The 21,530-nt window shown below is 46.1% G+C and carries 18 protein-coding genes; 14 read left to right on the top strand and 4 right to left on the bottom strand.

Annotated features, from left to right (window positions below):
* Positions 1-163 precede the first annotated feature (163 nt).
* A complete protein-coding gene (locus KQI22_RS02275) occupies positions 164-2,683 on the top strand; it encodes a glycogen/starch/alpha-glucan phosphorylase (RefSeq protein WP_216550461.1) in 2,520 nt (839 codons plus the stop codon).
* 89 nt (positions 2,684-2,772) lie between these two features.
* On the opposite strand, the gene KQI22_RS02270 is transcribed toward KQI22_RS02275, so the two are convergent.
* The 3 genes from KQI22_RS02270 to KQI22_RS02260 all read right to left on the bottom strand — a co-directional run bounded on the left by KQI22_RS02270 (position 2,773) and on the right by KQI22_RS02260 (position 5,949).
* Positions 2,773-4,230 carry a helix-turn-helix domain-containing protein gene (locus KQI22_RS02270; RefSeq protein ID WP_216550460.1) on the bottom strand — a complete coding sequence of 486 codons (1,458 nt, stop codon included), beginning with the start codon at positions 4,228-4,230 and terminating at the stop codon, positions 2,773-2,775.
* A 162-nt stretch (positions 4,231-4,392) separates the two neighbouring features.
* Complete coding sequence (locus tag KQI22_RS02265; protein ID WP_216550459.1) at positions 4,393-4,746, bottom strand: helix-turn-helix domain-containing protein; 354 nt, start codon at positions 4,744-4,746, stop codon at positions 4,393-4,395.
* 315 nt (positions 4,747-5,061) lie between these two features.
* The gene (locus KQI22_RS02260; protein WP_216550458.1) at positions 5,062-5,949 is read right to left on the bottom strand and encodes a DegV family protein; all 888 of its coding nucleotides are present in this window, start codon (positions 5,947-5,949) and stop codon (positions 5,062-5,064) included.
* Positions 5,950-6,122: 173 nt separating this feature from the next.
* Here KQI22_RS02260 and KQI22_RS02255 point away from each other — a divergent pair, with 173 nt between their 5' ends.
* From KQI22_RS02255 to KQI22_RS02225, 7 genes are all read left to right on the top strand, one after another.
* Positions 6,123-8,426: a hydratase gene (locus KQI22_RS02255; protein WP_216550457.1), complete on the top strand. Its 2,304-nt coding sequence runs from the start codon at positions 6,123-6,125 to the stop codon at positions 8,424-8,426.
* Positions 8,427-8,719: 293 nt separating this feature from the next.
* Positions 8,720-9,775, top strand: a complete 1,056-nt coding sequence (locus KQI22_RS02250; RefSeq protein WP_216550456.1) for a hypothetical protein — start codon at positions 8,720-8,722, stop codon at positions 9,773-9,775.
* Between the two features lie 134 nt (positions 9,776-9,909).
* A complete protein-coding gene (locus KQI22_RS02245) occupies positions 9,910-10,836 on the top strand; it encodes a SpoIID/LytB domain-containing protein (protein ID WP_216550455.1) in 927 nt (308 codons plus the stop codon).
* Between the two features lie 70 nt (positions 10,837-10,906).
* Positions 10,907-11,827, top strand: a complete 921-nt coding sequence (locus KQI22_RS02240) for a M23 family metallopeptidase (protein WP_216550454.1) — start codon at positions 10,907-10,909, stop codon at positions 11,825-11,827.
* 78 nt (positions 11,828-11,905) lie between these two features.
* Entirely contained in the window at positions 11,906-13,201 is a 1,296-nt protein-coding gene (locus tag KQI22_RS02235; RefSeq protein ID WP_216550453.1) for a cellulase N-terminal Ig-like domain-containing protein, read from the top strand.
* Between the two features lie 9 nt (positions 13,202-13,210).
* Positions 13,211-14,233: a D-alanine--D-alanine ligase family protein gene (locus KQI22_RS02230; RefSeq protein ID WP_216550452.1), complete on the top strand. Its 1,023-nt coding sequence runs from the start codon at positions 13,211-13,213 to the stop codon at positions 14,231-14,233.
* A gap of 33 nt (positions 14,234-14,266) precedes the next feature.
* Positions 14,267-15,619 carry a UDP-N-acetylmuramoyl-tripeptide--D-alanyl-D-alanine ligase gene (locus KQI22_RS02225; RefSeq protein WP_330623232.1) on the top strand — a complete coding sequence of 451 codons (1,353 nt, stop codon included), beginning with the start codon at positions 14,267-14,269 and terminating at the stop codon, positions 15,617-15,619.
* On the opposite strand, the gene KQI22_RS02220 is transcribed toward KQI22_RS02225, so the two are convergent.
* Complete coding sequence (locus KQI22_RS02220) at positions 15,616-16,350, bottom strand: lysophospholipid acyltransferase family protein (protein ID WP_216550451.1); 735 nt, start codon at positions 16,348-16,350, stop codon at positions 15,616-15,618. The two genes, KQI22_RS02225 and KQI22_RS02220, sit on opposite strands and share 4 nt — an antisense overlap.
* 164 nt (positions 16,351-16,514) lie before the next feature.
* Here KQI22_RS02220 and KQI22_RS02215 point away from each other — a divergent pair, with 164 nt between their 5' ends.
* The 6 genes from KQI22_RS02215 to KQI22_RS02190 all read left to right on the top strand — a co-directional run bounded on the left by KQI22_RS02215 (position 16,515) and on the right by KQI22_RS02190 (position 21,504).
* Positions 16,515-17,447: a DMT family transporter gene (locus KQI22_RS02215; RefSeq protein ID WP_216550450.1), complete on the top strand. Its 933-nt coding sequence runs from the start codon at positions 16,515-16,517 to the stop codon at positions 17,445-17,447.
* A 41-nt stretch (positions 17,448-17,488) separates the two neighbouring features.
* Positions 17,489-17,980: a GNAT family N-acetyltransferase gene (locus KQI22_RS02210; RefSeq protein ID WP_216550449.1), complete on the top strand. Its 492-nt coding sequence runs from the start codon at positions 17,489-17,491 to the stop codon at positions 17,978-17,980.
* A gap of 62 nt (positions 17,981-18,042) precedes the next feature.
* Positions 18,043-18,447: a protease complex subunit PrcB family protein gene (locus KQI22_RS02205; RefSeq protein WP_216550448.1), complete on the top strand. Its 405-nt coding sequence runs from the start codon at positions 18,043-18,045 to the stop codon at positions 18,445-18,447.
* A gap of 77 nt (positions 18,448-18,524) precedes the next feature.
* Positions 18,525-19,817, top strand: coding sequence for a dihydroorotase (locus tag KQI22_RS02200; RefSeq protein ID WP_216550447.1), 1,293 nt, complete (start codon positions 18,525-18,527; stop codon positions 19,815-19,817).
* On the top strand, positions 19,814-20,599 hold the full coding sequence (locus tag KQI22_RS02195; protein WP_216550446.1) for a dihydroorotate dehydrogenase electron transfer subunit: 786 nt from the start codon (positions 19,814-19,816) through the stop codon (positions 20,597-20,599). The genes KQI22_RS02200 and KQI22_RS02195 overlap by 4 nt, the downstream gene beginning before the upstream one ends.
* Positions 20,599-21,504 (top strand): dihydroorotate dehydrogenase, encoded by a 906-nt coding sequence (locus KQI22_RS02190; RefSeq protein WP_216550445.1) that lies wholly within the window; start codon positions 20,599-20,601, stop codon positions 21,502-21,504. The genes KQI22_RS02195 and KQI22_RS02190 overlap by 1 nt, the downstream gene beginning before the upstream one ends.
* Positions 21,505-21,530 lie beyond the last annotated feature (26 nt).

Below are 21,530 nucleotides of genomic sequence, written 5' to 3'. Positions count from 1 at the left end.
AAACTGCGGTTGCTTATAGCTAACTATGCGTGCAAAATGTCGCAAATGTGTCGTATTATTGATTTTTTTCTTCCTTTTTCTTACATTTTATTGTATAATGAGTGAGTACGAAAACGATTAAGTAGAAGTTTGCAATCAAATATTATATTTCTAGGAGGCAGAAATGGCTAAGAAGACAACAGTACCTGTTTCATCTACGTTTGATAAGGAACTCTTCAAGCGCAGCGTGCTCTACAATGTAAGAACTCTTTATCGTAAAACGATGGAGGAAGCAACTGACCAGCAGATTTTCCAGGCAGTATCTTATGCGATCAAGGATCAGATCGTGGAAAACTGGATGGAAACACAGAAGGAATACGAAAAGAAAGATCCAAAGACGGTTTACTACCTGTCCATGGAATTCTTAATGGGTCGTGCACTGGGTAATAACATGATCAACCTGCAGGCTTATGACCAGGCAAAGGAAGCACTGGAAGAGCTTGGTGTTGATATCAACGTGATCGAAGATCAGGAGCCGGATGCAGCACTCGGTAATGGTGGTCTGGGAAGACTTGCAGCATGTTTCCTTGATTCTCTGGCAACGCTTGGTTATTCTGCTTACGGCTGTGGTATCCGTTACCGCTACGGTATGTTCAAGCAGGAGATCCGCGACGGTTATCAGGTGGAAGTACCGGATAACTGGTTAGCAGATGGCAATCCATTTGAGCTTCGCCGTCCTGAATATTCCAAAGAAGTGAAATTCGGCGGTTATGTATCCGTATATCAGGATGAAAACGGCCGTAACAACTTCAAGCAGGAAGGTTATCAGTCAGTAACTGCTGTACCGTATGATCTGCCGGTTGTAGGTTATGGCAATGGTATTGTAAATACACTTCGTATCTGGGATGCACAGCCTGTAGAGTGCTTCCAGCTCGAATCTTTTGATAAAGGTGATTACCGCAAGGCAGTAGAACAGGAAAACCTTGCAAGAAATATCGTAGAAGTTCTGTATCCGAATGACAATCATTATGCAGGTAAAGAGCTTCGTCTGAAACAGCAGTACTTCTTTATTTCCGCATCCGTACAGGAAGCAGTTGAGAAGTATATGCGCACACATGATGATATCCGTAAATTCCACGAGAAGGTTACATTCCAGCTGAATGATACCCATCCGACCGTTGCGGTTGCAGAGCTGATGCGTATCCTGATGGATGAATATTATTTAACATGGGATGAAGCGTGGGATGTTACAACAAAGACATGTGCTTACACAAACCATACGATCATGGCAGAAGCACTGGAAAAATGGCCGATCGAGCTGTTCAGCCGTCTGCTTCCACGTATCTATCAGATCGTAGAAGAAATCAACCGTCGTTTCGTGATGGAGATCGAAGCAAAATATCCCGGTAATCAGGAAAAGATCCGCAAGATGGCGATCATCTATGACGGTCAGGTTAAAATGGCTCATCTGGCAATCGCAGCAGGCTACAGCGTAAACGGTGTTGCAAGACTGCATACAGAGATCTTAAAGAACCAGGAGCTCAAAGACTTCTATGAAATGATGCCTGAGAAGTTCAACAACAAGACAAACGGTATCACACAGCGTCGTTTCCTGCTTCATGCAAATCCGCTTCTTGCCGAGTGGGTAACAGCTCATGTAGGTGCAGACTGGATCACAGATCTGCCAAAGATCAAGAAGCTTGCTGTTTATGCGGATGATGAAAAAGCACAGCAGGAATTCATGAACATCAAGTATCAGAATAAAGTAAGACTTGCAAAATATATCTTAGAGCACAACGGTGTTGAAGTAGACCCTCGTTCTATTTTCGATGTACAGGTAAAACGTCTGCATGAGTACAAACGTCAGCTTCTGAACATCCTGCACGTTATGTACTTATACAATGAGATCAAAGAGCATCCGGATATGGAGTTCTTCCCGAGAACATTCATCTTCGGTGCAAAGGCAGCAGCAGGTTATAAGAATGCCAAGCTGACGATCAAGCTGATCAACTCCGTTGCAGATGTGATCAACAATGATGCATCTATCAATGGCAAGATCAAAGTTGTCTTCATTGAGAACTACCGCGTATCCAATGCAGAGCTGATCTTTGCAGCAGCAGATGTTTCCGAGCAGATCTCTACAGCATCTAAGGAAGCATCCGGTACAGGTAACATGAAGTTCATGTTAAACGGTGCGCTGACGATCGGTACAATGGATGGTGCCAATGTAGAGATCGTAGAAGAAGTCGGAGCAGAAAATGCATTTATCTTCGGTCTTTCTTCCGATGAAGTGATCCATTATGAGAACTACGGCGGATATGATCCGATGGAAATCTTCAATAATGATGCAGATATCCGTAAAGTGCTGATGCAGCTGATTAACGGTACTTACTCACCACAGGATCCTGAGCTGTTCAGAGACCTTTACAATTCACTGCTGAATACACAGTGTACAGCAAAGGCAGATACATACTTCATCCTCAAAGACTTCAAGTCATACGCTGAGGCGCAGAAAAAGGTAGAAGCAGCTTACATGGATGAAAAGGGTTGGGCAAAGAGCGCAATCTTGAATACAGCATGTTCCGGTAAGTTTACATCTGACAGAACCATTCAGGAATATGTAGATGATATCTGGAAGCTTGACAAGATCGTTCTGCCAAAGAAAAAAGAAGTAAAAAAGACAGTAGCAGCAGAAGAAAAATAAAATAAGGGTATTTTGGGTTATAGTTACTATAGAAAGAGCCGGCTTTAAGGGGTTAAAGCCGGCTCGCTTTTTGTTATGACGACCACTAATCAGTCTGATAACTGTTCAGTTAGCTGAGAGATGCTTTTCCGGAACAGTTCTGTTGTTTCTTCTACTGTATAGATCAGTTTATAGTAGGCTGTATGCAGCAGGAAATCTTTAAAAGCCTGAATAATATGGGGCTCTTTCATAATGCATACCTGTGCCAATGCATTTTCCGGTGTTGTGTGCGAAAAAAGAATTGCACTGTCATAAATGAAAAATTCCATCTGGGGCCGGAATGCCTCTGCTTTTGCAAGGATAAAGCGTTTTTGCCCGGATTGATTGGCAAGGATCAGACGCTGCAGGAGCAGGATCCGGTCTTCAATTGAGAGTGGATGATACAGATCGGAAGGAATCTGATAGATAATACCGTTTTCCACAAAGTCATCATACCCTTTCTTTGAAAAAATGGATAGAAAATCAGGTGTCCGCTGTAAATTTTTACATTGCTGCAAAAGTGTTTCGGATAGGATTTGGATTTGCATAGGATCCAGATCTTTGTTAATACACCGTTGTACCATTTCTTCGTCTACAAAAGAACCAATACATGGCTGGGCTTCCAACGTATAGGTGTATCGTGCGTGACTGGAAAGAGAAATACAGGTAGACAGGAAAGAGGCAGTGTCAATGTCGTCCAGAAGTGGCATGGATGCCTGCAACATGCCGTCAAAGTGTTGTTGATAATAGGAAACGCTTTCTTTAGGCAGAAAAAGTGCATTCTGGCAGTCTCCTGATAACAATACGACATTCTGGGGAAGTATCAGATAGTAAGGATACGGAATTCCGGCGAGCTTCTGGGCTGTAATTTCTTCATAACAGTAATAAAGTTCACAGCCCCGTGGTGCTGACATCGCAAACGGAAATAAGGTGGAAAGTGTTTTGAGATTTAACAGGGAGGCTTCGTCATGATTTCCTGATACTTTACAGAATGTTATGATGTGTCGGATTCGGAGACCGTTAAGGTTTGCTGCCTGTAACTGCATATATAAGCTGCTGAAAAACTGATTGTGAAAGTCGGAAACAGTATATAAGTAAGCATCAGAATCCTCTGCCGCTTCTGCTGCAAGCAGATTGCAGATCGTTGTGATGATAGGGTAGATTCCGGTCACGGGACATGTCTGTTGTAATTGCAGCCCCGGCAGAACGGCTGTGCTGCGATCCGGTGTTGGCAGATCAGAAGCAGGAAGATTAACACCTTCTATCAGATCTTTCAGATACATATGTTTTTGATAAGTTACTTCACCAATCTGAGAGATCAGAAATGCCTGATCCAGTTCTCTTTTTTCTGTAACGGAAAGTCCAAGAAATGGTAGAAGTTTTGATAAGTTTTCCTGGCTGATCGGACGCTCTCCCGATAATGCTTTCTGCAGGGTAGTACGGTTGATGCTGCTCTCTATTGCCAGTTGATAAATCGTGTAATTACTCTTTGCTATATATTCCTTTAACAGTGTATGAAGTGATTTCATATGTGTGCTCCCCTCTTGTATGAACCCCAGTGATTTGTATAATAATAATTATATTTATTATATCTGATTTTAAAAAAAATTCCAGTCAGAATAGAAATGCGTACACAAAAAGATTGTCACAATTCTTGTCACATATTTAGAAACAACATATAATATGCTATTCTAAAAAGTGGAAACATTGTCGAAATATCTGGTCAGATCTTTGACCAGTTTCAGGATCAACTGCTTTTCCGGTTCATTGCGGTTGATTACCTGAGCCAGAATCTGCGTCGTATAAGGATCGTAGGTATGTGATATTTGCAAAGAGGACTCAAAAAAACTGGAAAGGTCAATATGAAGTGCAGTACAGATCTGTTCCAGTACTTTTACAGTAGGGTTTTTCAGATTGCGCTCTAAAAGCCCCAGATAGGTAGTTGTAATACCTGAGGAAAGCGCAAGCTGCTCCTGACTGAGTCCCTGCTCTGTCCGAAGCTCTTTTATTCTGTTTCCGATATTACAATTATTATTTTTTATCATAACCATAGTTTAGTTTATTGACATGGAAAGTTCAAATTGCTATAGTTATTATGTGTATAAATAACTATAGTTTATGCACTTTCGATGGGAAAAGGAGGGAAAAGATGCAATATCATACAAAAGAGAGAGAATGCAGTATTTATATACGAATGGGACATAACGGATTATGAGGAGATATGTTGCATGTAAGCGTTTGTTACAGGTATGATAACAGCTTGCAGGGCGGCATAAAGGGAGAAAAACAGGAACTGCAGCTTATGGATGATAAGTTACAGTTCCTGTTTTTTTACATGTATTAAAAAGTAAATTTATTTATTAATTTGTACGTTCCTGTCCCCAGAAGAACAGAGCAACTGTGCCCGGTCCTGTATGACTGCCGATCGTTGTACCGATGGAGTTGATCTCTACCTTTCCGTTCAGATGCGGGAAAGCAGCTTCTATGAGGTCTGCAACCGCTCTGGCGTCTTCATAGCAGGCTGACTGGGAAATATAGCATTTGCCGTCGTAATCCAGTCCGTTCTCAGCAAGCTCTTTCATCTTATCTGCGATGGCAGCAATGACCTTTTTCTTGGTACGGATCTTCTGTCTTGGGATCAGACGACCTTCCAGATCTACATTTAACAACGGACAGATATTCAGCATGCCACCAATTGCGCCTGCAGCTTTGGAAATACGCCCGCCTTTTACATAGAAGGTAAGATCGGTGGAGAAGAACCAGTGGTTTACCTTCAGGCGGTTGTCTTCTGCCCACTTTGCAAGTGTATCGATATCCATTCCGCCGTCGCGCAGATCTGCCAGCTTGTCCATCAAAAGTCCGTAACCGGAAGATGCGGCAAGCGAATCGATGATATAGATCTTGCGGTCAGGATACTTTTCGGCAAGCTCCTCTTTTGCGAGCATGGCGGAATTGTAGACACCGGAAATGCCGGAAGAAAGCGTCAGATGGATGATATCTTTTCCCGCCTGTAAAAACGGCTCAAAATACTCGACAAATTCTTCCATATTGATCTGGGATGTCTTGGTATCAGCACCGTTTGCCATTGCTTCATAAAATTTGTCAAATGGCATGGATTGTCCGAGGTCATCGGCATAAGGCTTGCCGTCCAGAAAATAGTGGAAGCAGATGTAATGGATATTTCTATCGGTAAAGTGTTCTTTGGAAAGATCTGCTGTGGAACAGCAGCTGATGATATATTCACTCATAATAAAACCCTCCTTAAATTCCACTTCATATTACGATAGAATCTCTGCTCCGTCAATGGGGCAGCCCTTTTTGAGAAAAGAAATCGGCTGTAGTTGCAGACAGAAAAAAAGCATGATAAACTGTAAATGATTTGGGTTTTAACGGATCAAACTGACTAACAGGAGGATAACACATGATCAAATTGCATGAGGGCGGCGCCTATCTGGTAAACGGAACAGAGATCATACCGGATAACGCACAGGCACAGGCTGCGATAACAGCCAAAACAGGGAAAACAGTCACAAAACAGGAAGCTGCGCAGCAGACGATTGCATATGGTATTTTGAAGGATCACAATACTTCGGGAAATATGGAAAAGCTGAAGATCAAGTTTGATAAGCTGACAAGCCATGATATTACATTTGTCGGCATTATCCAGACAGCCAGAGCATCAGGGCTGGAAAAGTTTCCGATCCCGTATGTCCTGACGAACTGTCACAACTCTCTTTGTGCGGTAGGCGGAACGATCAATGAAGATGATCATATGTTTGGTCTGACCTGTGCAAAGAAATACGGCGGTGTTTATGTACCACCGCATCAGGCAGTCATTCACCAGTTTGCAAGAGAAATGCTTGCAGGCGGCGGCAGAATGATCTTAGGATCCGATTCTCATACAAGATATGGCGCACTTGGTACAATGGCAATGGGCGAGGGTGGACCTGAGCTTGTAAAGCAGCTCCTCTGCCAGACCTATGATATCAATATGCCGGGTGTTGTCGGTGTTTATTTAAAGGGTGCACCGGTCAAAGGCGTTGGCCCACAGGACGTTGCACTTGCGATCATCGGTGCGGTATTTGCAAATGGATATGTAAAGAATAAAGTCATGGAATTTGTCGGACCGGGAGTATCCGCTCTTTCCGCTGATTTCAGAATCGGCATTGATGTCATGACAACGGAAACAACATGTCTGTCCTCTATCTGGCGCACAGATGAGCAGATCAAAGAGTTTTATGAGATCCATGGCAGAAGTGAAGAGTTTAAAGAACTGAATCCGGGTCAGGTAACCTACTATGATGGACTGATCGAGGTTGACCTTTCTGCGATCAAGCCAATGATCGCCATGCCATTCCATCCGAGCAATACATATACGATCGAGGAAGTCAATGCAAACCTTGCAGATGTGCTCCATGATGTAGAAGAAAGAGCTAAGGTTTCTCTGGACGGTCAGGTACCGTATTCTCTGGCAGATAAAGTAGTAAACGGCAAATTTATGGTAGATCAGGGAATTATCGCAGGCTGTGCGGGCGGCGGATTTGAAAATATCTGTGCGGCTGCTGATATCTTAAAGGGCAGATACATCGGATCCGATGAATTTACTTTAAGTGTATATCCGGCTTCTATGCCAGTTTATATGGAACTGATCAAGAATGGTTGTGCAGCGACAATTCTTGAAACAGGAGCTGTTATGAAGACTGCATTCTGCGGCCCTTGCTTCGGCGCAGGTGATACACCGGCAAACAATGCATTCTCGATCCGTCATTCTACAAGAAACTTCCCGAACCGTGAAGGTTCCAAGCTGCAGAACGGTCAGATCTCTTCCGTTGCACTGATGGATGCACGTTCCATTGCAGCAACTGCGGCAAATAAGGGCGTTCTGACACCTGCAACAGAATTTGACGGTGAATTTGGCAAATACAAATATCACTTTGATGCAAATATTTATAAGAACCGTGTCTTTGATTCCAAGGGCGTGGCAGATCCTTCCGTTGAGATCCATTTCGGACCAAACATCAAAGATTGGCCGAAGATGGTAGCACTGACCGACAATCTGGTGCTGAAGGTTGTTTCCGAGATCCACGATCCGGTTACAACAACGGATGAGCTGATCCCATCCGGTGAGACTTCTTCTTACCGTTCCAATCCGCTCGGACTTGCAGAATTTGCACTTTCCCGTAAGGATCCGGCTTATGTCGGCCGTGCAAAGGAAGTACAGAAGGCAGAAAAGGCAAGAGAAGCACTGATCAGCGGAGAAAGTGATGTACATCCATGTGCAGAGCTTCCGGAGATCAAGGCTGTCATGGGCGTGATCAGAACCCAGTTCCCGGATCTGACCCACGAAACATTTGGTATCGGCTCCACGATTTTTGCGGTAAAACCGGGTGATGGTTCTGCAAGAGAGCAGGCAGCAAGCTGCCAGAAGGTACTTGGCGGCTGGGCAAACATTGCCAACGAATATGCGACCAAGAGATATCGTTCCAACCTGATCAACTGGGGTATGCTTCCATTCCTGATCGAGGAAGGCGAGCTTCCATTCCAGAATCTGGATTACCTGTTCATTCCTGATATCAAAAAGGCAGTAGAGGAGAAATGGGATGAGATCACAGCCTATGTAGTAAAGGATACGCTTGTACCGTTTACACTCAGACTCGGTGAACTGACCGATGAGGAAAGAGAGATCATCTTAAAGGGCTGCCTCATCAACTACAACAGAGTATAACTTATGATTTAAGTATTAAGTAAATGAAATTCTGACCGATAATCATTATGTAAGTTTAATGATAAAAGTCAGCCACGGAAGGTGTATGTTCTGCATTTGCAGACATACACCTTTTGGCATATATCCGGCACCACAGGTGCAGGATGCAGCCCCGAGCTTTGCGAAGCAAATTCTCATGCGAGGGGTTCCAGAATATGTCCTGCATCTGTGATGCAGGATGCAGCCCCGAGCTTTGCGAAGCAAATTCTTATGCGAGGGGTTCCATATGTGGCGACAAGAAAAGGAGGGACTATTTGAAAATTGATTCCAGCTACATAGGAATGGAATCCGCCAGAAGGTATACTTCTGTAGAACGAAAAACGATTGGCATGACAGTAGTCGATGCAACGACGATGCAGGGAAGCGAAATGGGGAACAGGTCATTTGCAGATCTGTTTCAAACAGAAACGGGGGAAGAGGACACAGAACCGTATATGGACGGTCTCACAAAGGCGACCGGTCTGATGCAGACCGGCAGTACAAGGAGCATTACCTCTTTAGAGGAAAAGAGGACTATGCAGTCGATCAGACAGCAGTGTCTGCAATATCTGATCCGGCTTTTGTACGGCGACAAGTGGAAAGAGGTGCAGGTAGATGATACTTATCTGCAGCCGGTTACCACAGGACAACAGGCTACTATAAGACGGGTAAATCTGACAGCTTCTTATTATCATGAAGAATCTGAGGAAACTGCCTTCCGCACAAGTGGAACAGTCCGCACGGCAGATGGCAGGGAGATCAGTTTTGGGCTGGAGCTTGGCATGAGCCGAAGATTCCGGGAAGAAACGAAGATCGAAAACATTGCTGAGATCGTGGATCTGACGGATCCGCTTGTTATCAACCTCGATGGCAATATTGCAGGGCTTTCCGACCAGAAATTCATGTTTGATATTGATGCGGACGGTGAGGAAGAAAGTATTTCTTATCTGCAGCGCGGAAGCGGTTATCTGGCACTGGATAAAAATGGCGACGGCATGATCAATGACGGCTCAGAGCTGTTTGGCACAAAGAGCGGTGACGGCTTTGCAGATCTTGCGGAATATGATGCAGACGGAAACGGCTGGATCGATGAAAATGATCCGATCTTTGACAAACTTCGGATCTGGGCAAAGGATGAGAACGGAAAAGATGAGCTGTATACACTCAAAGAGGCGGGCGTAGGCGCGATCTGCCTGCAAAGAGCAGCAACAGACTTTTCACTGAATTCCCAGAAGGACAATACAAAGAACGGACAGATCCGCAGCACCGGTATTTTCCTGTATGAAAACGGAACAGCAGGAACGATGCAGCAGCTGGATCTGGCACAGTAGATCGGATATGGACAGAGCAGTCTGAATAGAAGCGTAATGCCATAAGATCCCATCAGCACCGGTATGTGTTGATGGGATTTTTTTATGTGCTATGGCTTATGCCTGTGGCATATACTACTCAGAGGTGTATGAACATGAAACAGGGCGTGAAGGATGCTTTTGCAGTTGTCCTATTCTTACTTTTATTTCCTTACTTTGCAATGTCCTTCTGGCAGCAGAAGCATGTGGAAACGGCTCCGGAGACTACAGACTGGCAGCAGCAGGAACTGGAACTGACCACACAGCTTTCGGATGGAAAATACTTTGTCTACTGGGAAAAAGAACAGAAAAAGATCCCGTCAGAGCTTTTTCTGGTGGGCGCGCTGGCAGGCAGCATCGACAGCAGCTACGAAACGGAGACGTTGAAAGCGCAGGCAGTGATGCTCAGAAGCAGCCTTTACCGCAAAATGCAGCAGGAAGATACAAAACTTGCAGAGCTGACGACAGCAGACAGCAGTTATCTTTCCGTGGCGGAGCAGAAGAAAAAATGGGGAGACAGCTATGAAGAAACAGAGAAAAAGCTGTTAGAAGCCGTCAGTCAGACAAAAGGCGTTGTTGCGGTTTATGAGGGAATGCCTGTCATGGGCTGCTACCATGGCATGAGTGCGGGAATGACAAGGGACGGAGCGGAGCTTTCCGATGCATATGGCTATCTGAAACAGGCAGACTGCAGTAAAAATCTTTCCGCAGCCTCTTATATCCGGACAACAAAGCGGAGAAAAGAACAGACGGGAGAACTGGATGCATCGTCTGTCAAAAAGGATCAACAGGGCTATGTGATCGAGCTTTTGCGGAATGGAGAAAAGGTAAGCGGTGAGTCACTGCGGGAAGAACTGCAGTTACCTTCTTCTAATTTTACATGGGAAGAAAAAAACGGAAGCTATCTCTTTACGACAAAAGGCATCGGGCATGGATTCGGGTTTGATCAGTATTACGGAAATCTGCTGGCACAGCAGGGACAGGATTATCAGGAGATACTGAATTATTTTTATCAGAATATCACATTTGACCGCATGGAATAAGTTGTTTTGCGCATAGAACATTGCATAGTTTGCCGGAAAAGTGGAAACACTGAAACCGAGGTGATGAAATATGCGTAAAAATGATAAAAAACAAAGGAGAAGCCTTCTGTTTTCCACGGCTGTTGTGATCACAGGCTGTCTGCTGACCGCCTTTTATGTGAATCAGGAAATGCCAAAGAGTGAGTATGAAGTGGATCTTTCACAGCTTTCGGTGGAGCAGAAGCAGGAAGATCTGGCAGGAGACATACGTACGGAAGGTGCAGGGGTTGCAAAGGTGACCGGAAATGATGTGCAGAATCCCGTAATTGCGGCTGAAACGGATGCGGAAAAGAATACCGCAAAAGATGGTAAGCAGGAGATAACCGAACCGCAGGATGGGACAAAACTGCAGACACCATCAGGCACAGATCAGGCAGAGCAGCAGACCTCTCAGTCCGGAGATAAAACAAAACAGGACAATACAGAAGCGGATAAGGTGCAGTCACAAAATGATGCAGATGAGCAGCAGAAAGATACAAGCGGACAGCAGAGCAGTACAGCAGAAGAAACTACGGAAACGGCTGCTGCGGTTCTGACATTTTCGCCGGAGGACGGTATGACCTGGCCGGTCAGCGGTGATGTGATCTTAAATTACAGCATGGACGCGGCTGTTTATTTCCAGACACTTGAGCAATATAAATATAATCCGGCAATTTATATCAGTGCTGCGGAAGGAACTCCGGTCAGTGCCTGCGCCAAAGGTGTGGTAAAGGAGATCGGAACGGATGCACAGATCGGACAGTATGTGGTGACGACACTCGGAAGCGGTTATGAAGTTATCTATGGACAACTGACAGATCTGCAGGTAGCGGAAGGCGCGACGGTTGCCAGAGGTCAGGTGATCGGTAATGTGGCAAAAACAACCAAATATTTCTCCGTAGAAGGAGATCATGTGTATCTGGAGATCTTAAAAGACGGAACGCCGGTCGATCCATTGCAGCTTCTGCAATAGGCGTGTGCAAATCAGAAAGCCTCTTTACCTGTCAGGGAGCATGCGTTATAATAAATGTCGTGTGTGGAGGTAAGTTTTTTGACAAAGGATAAAAGGGAATTTAGAAAACGTATAGCAGCGTTTTTTTCTGTCTTCCTCTGCCTGCTGCTGGTAGGTTGTCAGACGAGTGTAGTCGGGCAGAAGGAGCAGATCACGACAGAAAGCGGAGAAGAAAAAGAAGAACTTTCAGATGAAACAACAAAAACGCAGACAGACAGTACGGCACTTGGGATCGACCGGCCGACGGTCAGTTCCAATATTGCAATAGATTTACAGGGATATGCGCCGGCGGATATCAAATATGCCTGTTTCACAGGGCAGGATCTGCAGGATACCTTTTCTGTGTACCGGCAGAAGGATAAACAGGTTGTTTATCAGGGAAGTATACAGCAGACCGGTGAAGCTGGAAAAGCATGGGGAGATTTCTCCGGGCTGACTGAGCCGGGAAGCTATTACATACAGACGGCAGTGATCGGCAGATCGTATACATTTCAGATTTATGAGGACAGATACCGGACGCAGTTTGAGACAGACCGGGAAAGCTGGCGGAATACTGCGCCGGAGGACTATTATACAGCGGAAGAAGAAACAGATTATCAGGCACTACTGATCCTTGCCGTGCTACAGGAATTTTATGCAGAACCGGAAGAGGAAGATCTGAAGAAGCTGCAGGAGGATGCAGACTATTTGATCCGGTATCACACGGAGCAGGCAAAGAGCAGTGTTTCCGCATCGGATGCAGATATGGCTTATGTCAGGGCAGTGTATACCTATGCAGCAGCGATGGCGCAGTGTTATCATGTCCTGAAGAATGAAGCGGGAGCGGCGGCTTATCTGAAACAGGCGCAGACTGCTTATCAGGCAGCGGCAAGGAGCAGAAGCCGGACGGACACGGCGGTATCGCCGGAACAGTATATGGCGGCAGCGGCACTTTTTAAGGCGGCCGGATCATATAGTTATCATCAGGTAATCAAGCAGTATGAAGCGGCAGAAGATACGACTGCAGGCTTCTGGGGAGATCTGTTTTATCTGACGAGTCTGCAGCGTGTGGATACAACGCTGTGTGAACAGCAGATGAGCAGGCTTCTGAAGGAATGCGGGGAGCTGTCTGACCGTGTACTGTCACAGTATACGATCGAAGATAGGGCGGACAGTATCACAGCGATGCTGAAGCTGTCTGTTGCGGATGATACGCTGGTGAGTTTAGAGTACAGAAATGCATGTAAGACGCTGCTTCATGCATGTTACAGCAATATGGAAGAAACGGACTGCGGACAGCGGTCGGCATTGCTCTTTATAGAAGGAGAGCTGGCGAAGAATGAGCAAGGAAAGTGAGGATAAAAGATGAAAATAGCAGTACTGGCAGGCGGAACAAGTACAGAAAGAGATGTTTCGCTGATCACAGGAAAGATGGTATATAAAGCACTGAAGGAGAACGGACATCAGGTTGTACTTGTGGACGTATTTATGGGATATCCGGGAGAAGATTACGGGACACTGTTTACGTCGGATATTGATTTCAGTGAGCAGATTCAGGGTATTACGGAGAAAGATCCTGATATTGAAGCAATCAAGAAGAAAAGAGGCGGCGAGGGCTTCTTTGGACCGCACGTACTGGATATCTGCCATCAGGCGGATCTTGTGTTCATGGGGTTGCACGGTGCTAACGGTGAAGACGGTAAGGTGCAGGCAGCACTGGATCTGGAGGGTATCCGCTATACAGGAACCGGACCACTCGGTGCAGCAGTCAGCATGGATAAGGCACTTTCTAAGCAGTTGTTCCGCGAGGGCGGTGTTCCGACTCCTTACGGTATCAGCTTAAAGAAGGGGCAGCTCCTTCCGCAGGATGTCAGTTATCCGGCGGTTGTAAAAGCATGTAACGGCGGTTCCAGCGTCGGTGTCTATATGGTAAATGACCGGGCAGAGTGCGAAAAAGCACTGGAGCAGGCATATGCATACGATGATGCGGTTATCATAGAGCAATATATTAAAGGAAGAGAATTTTCTGTAGGCGTGATCGAGGGAAAAGCACTTCCGATCATCGAGATCGCCCCGATCGAAGGGTTTTATGATTACAAAAACAAATATCAGGCAGGCAGTACCGTAGAAACCTGTCCTGCAGTTTTGGACGAAGCACTGACAAAAGAAATGCAGCATTACGCAGAGCTTGCGTACGAAGTATTACATATCACGTCATATGCACGTATGGATTTTATGATGAATGAGAAAAACGAGATGTTCTGTCTGGAAGCAAACACACTGCCGGGCATGACACCAACCTCTCTGCTCCCGCAGGAAGCGGCAGTACTTGGTTATAATTTTAACCAGCTTTGTGAATGGCTGATTGAAGTATCGCTGCGCAAATAAAGAGGGGATATATCCTATCAGGAAGAAGGCAAAATGATGAAAAATATGACACTGGAAAATATTGCGGCAGTTTGCGGTGTTTACCATGGAGATCCTGCCAAAAGTAAGCAGGAGGTAACTAATGTAGTGATCGATTCCCGTAAGATAGAGCCGGGCGGGCTGTTTATTGCCACAAAGGGAGAACGGGTAGACGGACATTCCTTTATCGGGCAGGTGATCGAAAAAGGCGCGCTTGCGGTTGTATCGGAGCAGGAACTGCCGGATGCGGAATTTCCTTATATTCTGGTCAAGGACAGCTTTACTGCCCTGAAACAGATCGCCACCTTTTACCGCCAGCAGCTTTCCGTACATGTAGTGGGCATTACCGGAAGTGTGGGAAAGACGAGCACAAAAGAAATGATCGCCGGTGTGCTTTCTGCCAAGTATCATGTCATGAAGACAGAGGGCAACTTTAATAATGAGATTGGGCTTCCTCTTACGATCCTGCGGATCCGGGAAGAAGACGAGGTTGCGGTTCTGGAAATGGGGATCAGTGATTTCGGGGAAATGAGCCGCCTGACACAAATGGCAAAACCGGATATCAGTGTCATTACCAATATCGGGCAGTGTCATCTGGAAAATCTGAAGACAAGGGACGGTATCCTGAAAGCCAAAACAGAGATCTTTGAGGGCATGAATGAGCATGGCAAGGCTGTATTAAACGGCGGGGACGATAAGCTGCGGACAGTCAAGCTGGTAAAAGGACACAGACCGTATTACTTCAACGATCCGAGCTGCTATGCGGATCATATTGTCAGCCATGGCATATTTGGTACGAGCTGTGAGATCCATATGGATGGGGAACTCATCCGGGCAGAGATCAAAGTACCGGGTCAGCATCAGGTAACCAATACACTGGCAGCGGTCAGAGTGGCAAAGCTGCTGGGTCTTGACATGGAGCAGATGACAAGAGGCATCCGGAGCGTTGTACCGATCGCAGGCAGAAACCGTATCCTGCAGGAAGGGAACTATACCCTGATCGATGACTGCTATAATGCCAATCCGGTCTCCATGAAAGCGGCACTTGATCTGCTTTCCCTTGCTGATACGAGAAAGGTTGCAATCCTGGGTGATATGTTTGAACTGGGAGAAAACTCGGATCTGCTGCACAGCGGTGTTGGCAGTTATGCAAAAGGAAAAACAGATCTGCTGATCTGTATCGGAGAAAATGCAAAGCATATTTATGACGGTGCGAAAGAAGCCGGCGTAGAGCCTGTCTATCATTTTGCGGACAAAGAAAGCTTTTTGCGGGAAAAAGAAAATCTCCTGCAGGCAGGAGATACGATCTTGTTAAAAGCCTCTCACGGAATGGCTTTTGAAACATTAATAAAGGAATTGGCCGGTTAGACCAATTCCTTATTTTTTTCGTAATGTGTCACAATGATATCTGCAACCTGCTTGCCGATGAATCTCTTTTCCTCTTTGGAAAGATCTTCCATATAGATCGGATCACAGTATTCGATCACAACATGGGATTTCACGATCTTCGGCAGATGATCTTCAAAGATCGCACCGGAGTTGTTGATCGCCATCGGAACGATCGGACAACCTGATTTTTCAGCCATTTTCAAGCTGCCATCATGGAATTCCAGCAAAGATGCGGATGTTCTGTTTCTGGTGCCTTCCGGGAATACACAGACGGAAATGCCGCTCTTTAACAGCGCGATATTGTCCAGGATCGTCTTCATACCTTTTTTCACATCCCTGCGGTCAAGGAAAGTGCAGCGGATATTGCGCATCCAGTTGCGGAGCAGCGGATAGCGGAGCATTTCTATTTTGGCAACATAGCCGGTCGGGCGTGGCGCACGCACACTGGTGATCAGAATATCAAAATAGCTTCTGTGGTTTCCGACGTAGAGCACCGGTCTGTCGGTCGGAACTTTTTCCTGTCCGATCACGGTGACGGAAGTGCCTGCCAGAAACAGGCAGACGCGGAATGCCCAGTTGACGATCTTCTGGGAGCTTCTGTCTTTCAGATCCATGTTAAACTTTCCGATGATCCATTCGATCAGTAAAAGCGGAATGCTCAGGATCAAAAATAAAATGACAAATGTTGCAACAAGTATCAAACGTATCATAATGTACCTCTCTTTATGTTTGAAAATCACGACATCATTATATATGAAATGAAATAAAATAACAAGAAGCGGCAAAAATACATTGTAAGAGCGGGAGAGATTGCGCTATAATGGAGCGCGAAAGCATATGACAAGATCAGAAATGACAGAACAGAGGAGTACTTATGAAAAGTAAACAGATCAGAAATTCGCTTCTGCTGGTGCTGACAGCACTTGTCTGGGGCATTGCATTTGTGGCACAGAGCACGGGAGGAGATGCGATCGGGCCTTACAGCTTTAACAGCATCCGTTCGATCATTGGCAGTCTGGTGCTGATCCCGGTCATCTTTTTACTGGACCGGATCAATCCGTCGGGAAAGAAACCGAAGACAAAAGAAGAAAAAAGGACATTGCTTCTGGGCGGCTTCTGCTGCGGAACTGTTTTGTTCCTGGCATCGACTGCGCAGCAGCTTGGCATTTATTACGGAACCTCGGCTGGAAAGGCAGGCTTTCTGACTGCCTGCTATATTCTGCTCGTTCCGGTTTTCAGCCTGTTTTTAAAGAAAAAATGCGGGGTCAACATCTGGATCGGTATTGTGATTGCGATCGCGGGGCTTTATCTGCTTTGCATGACGGATTCCATTTCTTTCCGGACGAGCGATCTGCTGGTACTGCTTTGTGCGGTTTTATTTGCCCTGCACATTCTGGTGATCGATCATTTTTCGCCGCTGGTGGACGGCGTCAGGATGTCCTGTATCCAGTTTCTGGTATGCGGGATCTGGGGCTGTTTTCCAATGGTATTTTCCGATATGAGACAGCAGACACTTTCCGGCTGGCTGTCTGCACTGGGCAGTCTGGATGCGTGGATCCCTATTTTATACGCCGGTATTTTCTCCTGCGGTGTTGGTTATACGCTGCAGATTGTCGGACAGAACGGTCTCAATCCGACGGTGGCATCCATGATCATGAGTCTGGAATCCGTATTTTCCGTGTTGGCAGGCTGGGTGATCCTGCACGAAGTGCTTAGCCCAAGACAACTGGCAGGCTGCGGACTTATTTTTGCAGCGATCATACTGGCGCAGCTTCCGGCAAAGAATAAACAGACAAAAACTGCATGATGCAGTAAGAATAAATAATAAAAAAGAAAGCTGGTAGACAAATGAATATCAAAGTAAGAGCTTATGAGGAAAAAGATCTTTCTGCCATGATCCGCATCTGGAATGAGGTAGTAGAGGATGGCATTGCCTTTCCGCAGGAAGAAACATTGACAGAGGAAACAGGAAAAGAATTTTTTGCATCGCAGACATACAGTGCAGTAGCAGAAGATGTCGAAACAGGAGAAATTTACGGGCTTTATATCCTGCATCCGAATAATGTCGGACGATGCGGCCATATCTGTAATGCAAGCTATGCGGTTTCAAGAAACAGCAGAGGGCTTCATATCGGAGAAAAATTAGTATCGGACTGTCTGTTGGAGGGAAAAAAGCATGGCTTTGGCGTGCTGCAGTTTAATGCGGTCGTAGCTTCCAATGTACATGCCAGACATTTGTATGAAAGACTTGGATTTGTACAGCTCGGAACGATTCCGGGCGGCTTCCGTATGAAGGATGGCAGCTATGAGGATATCTGTCCGTATTATCATGTGCTGTAATTCAGAATAGTTAGCCCGCTATGTACATATACTCCATATATAGAACATAAATGGAGTGAACTATGAAAAAAATCAGGAACGGAATCGTTATGATACTGTTGCTGTGTCTGCTTTGCGGATGCAGCTTTGCCACAGAGAAAGAGGAAGACCGCAGGGATTTGGCGTATACGGTTGTCAGTGAAGATGAACTGCCCACGGAACTGAAGGATCTGATCGAAACCAAAAAGGCAGAGCCTTTTAAAATGACATATGAGGATCAGGGTTATCTGTACATCGTGCAGGGATTTGGGCAGAAACCGACAGGCGGTTTCAGCATCCAGCTGCAGGAACTGTATGAAACGGGAAATGCCATTTACTTTTCTGCACTCCTGATCGGACCCGAGGAGCAAAATGCACCGGCGGCTTCGTTCCCGTATATTGTTGTAAAGACAGAGTATCAGGAGAAGACGGTTGTCTTCAATTCTTAGAAATGATAAAATAATGCCAGACACGGAGCAGTCCGTAAGCAGCAGATAACAGACAAAAATTCAAGTGAGGTACAGGGATGCTTTTGATCACAAACGGAACTCTCGTGGATCCGGTACAGGGGATTTACAAGGGTGATATTCTGATCCGCGACGGAAAAATAGCAAAGATCGCAGATAAAATAGAACAGACAGAATTAAAAGAAGAAACAGAACCATTGCGGATCATAGATGCAACAGGCAAAAAGATAGGACCGGGTCTTGTGGATGTACACGTGCATTTCAGAGATCCGGGCTTTACGCATAAAGAGGATATTGAAACGGGTGCACGCGCAGCAGCGGCGGGCGGTTTTACCACGGTCGTGCTGATGGCAAATACAAAGCCTGCAGTCGATACGAAGGAAACGTTGTCTTATGTGCTGGAAAAGGGTAAAAAGACAGGAATCCATGTGGAAAGCTGTGCCTGTATCACAAAAGGACTGGCAGGAAAAGAACTGACCGATATGAGGACGCTTCGGGAAGCAGGCGCAGCAGGCTTTACCGATGATGGTATCCCGATTATGGATGAGGCTCTTGTAAAAGCCGCCATGGAGCAGGCAAAGGGGCTGGATGTACCGCTCAGCTTCCACGAGGAGGATCCGGCTTATATCGAAAACAATGGAATCAACCACGGAAAAGCATCTGCTTATTATCAGATCGGAGGCAGCGACCGTATGGCAGAGATCTCTCTGGTCAGACGGGATCTGGAGCTTGCGCTTTCGACAGGGGCAGCCTTTGATGTGCAGCATATCAGCGCAAAAGAAAGCGTGGCACTTGTCAGAGAAGCCAAGAAGAAGGCAAAGGAAATGGGCATGGACAATATCCACGCAGAGGCAACGCCGCATCATTTCAGTCTGACGGAGGAGGCGGCAATTCAGTATGGAACGCTTGCCAAGATGAATCCGCCGCTGCGGGAAGAGGCAGACCGCATGGCGGTCATAGAAGGACTTGCAGACGGAACAATCGACCTGATTGCAACCGATCATGCACCGCATAGTGCGGAAGAAAAAGCAAAGCCGCTGACAGAAGCACCGTCCGGTATTATCGGACTGGAAACCGCATTTTCGCTTGCCATTACGAATCTGGTCAGACCGGGCTATCTCGATCTGCCAAAGTTGTTTGAACGAATGAGTCTGGCACCTGCAAAGCTGTATCATCTGCCGGCAGGACAGATCAGGGAAGGCATGCCAGCGGATCTGATCGTATTCGATGATGCTGCGGAAGTTGTCTATGAGAAATTTGCCTCCAAAAGCAGTAATTCACCGTTTACGGGACAACCACTTTATGGCAGGATAGAAATGACAATCTGTGAGGGAAAGGAAATACAAAAATGATCAAAACAAAAGTAATCGGAAGGGTATTCCGTCAGGATGAGATCGCAGATCAGATCTATGATATGTGGATCGAAACAGAGCTGGCACAGGGCGCAAGACCGGGACAGTTTGTCTGTGTCTACACCAAAAACGCAGCAGCACTTCTGCCGCGTCCCATCAGTATCTGCGAAGTAAATGAAGAAAAAACAATGCTCCGTCTTGTATACAGAACAGTCGGAACAGGTACAAATGAATTTGCAACTTATCATGCAGGCGCAGAGATCTCCCTGCTCGGACCGCTCGGAAACGGATTCCCGGTGGAAAAAGCGGCAGGAAAACGCGTTTTCCTGATTGGCGGTGGAATCGGTATTCCGCCGATGCTGCAGCTTTCCAAAGAAATCAAAAAGGCTGGACAGGCTTACTGTGAGCTGAGTGTGCTTGGCTATCGGAATGAACTGTTTTTAAATACGGATCTGGAAAAATACAGCCAGGTCTATGTGGCAACAGAGGACGGAAGTGCAGGCACAAAAGGAACGGTGCTGGATGCCATAAAGGAAAAGGGCTTATCCGGGGACGTGATCTTTGCCTGTGGGCCGATGCCAATGCTGCGTGCGATCAAGGAGTATGCTGCGGCTAACAATATGGAAGCCTATATCTCTCTGGAAGAGCATATGGCATGCGGTGTAGGTGCCTGCCTTGGCTGCGTCTGCAAGACAAAAAATGTGGATGCCCATTCGCACGTGCACAATTCGCGGATCTGTACAGACGGACCGGTTTACAATGCAGAGGAGGTAGAGATCTGATGAATACAAAAGTAACAATCGCAGGTGTGGAATTTAAAAATCCTGTCATGACAGCCTCCGGTACATTCGGATCCGGTATGGAATACAGTGATTTTGTAGATCTGAACAAATTAGGCGCAGTGGTAACAAAAGGTGTTGCCAATGTACCGTGGCCGGGAAATCCGACGCCGCGTGTGGCGGAAACCTATGGTGGAATGCTCAATGCGATCGGACTGCAGAATCCGGGTATTGATGTCTTCGTCGAACGGGATCTTGCCTTTTTGAAAAATTATGATACAAAGGTGATCGTCAATGTCTGTGGAAAAAGCGTTGAGGATTATATAGAAGTGGTGGAAAAACTCGGCGATCAGGATAACGTGGCAATGCTGGAGATCAATGTATCCTGCCCGAACGTCAAGGAAGGTGCGATCGCCTTCGGTCAGAAGGCAGATGCCCTTATGCATATCACAAGTGAGATCAAGAAGAAGGCAAAACAGCCTGTTATCATGAAGCTGAGCCCGAATGTCACGGATATTACCGAAATGGCAAAGGCGGCAGAGGCAGCAGGCGCAGATGCGATCTCCCTGATCAATACGATCACAGGTATGAAGATCGATATCAACAGAAGAAAGTTTGCACTGGCTAACAAAACCGGCGGACTCAGCGGCCCTGCTATCAAACCGGTCGCAGTACGTATGGTATATCAGGCAGCTAACGCGGTAAAGATTCCGATCATCGGAATGGGCGGTATTGCCAATGCGGAGGATGCACTTGAATTTATCATGGCAGGTGCAACAGCCGTATCGATCGGTGCTATGAATTTTGTGAACCCATACACAACTGTAGAAACGATCGAAGGAATCGAAGCCTTTATGAAGAAGAATCAGGTCGAAGACATCAACAGCCTGATCGGCTGCGTCAAATAGATACAATAACAGAATAGTTCTAACCT

Source organism: Kineothrix sp. MSJ-39 (assembly GCF_018917935.1).
GTDB lineage: Bacteria > Bacillota > Clostridia > Lachnospirales > Lachnospiraceae > CAG-194.
This window is presented reverse-complemented; position numbering and strand designations above follow the sequence as displayed.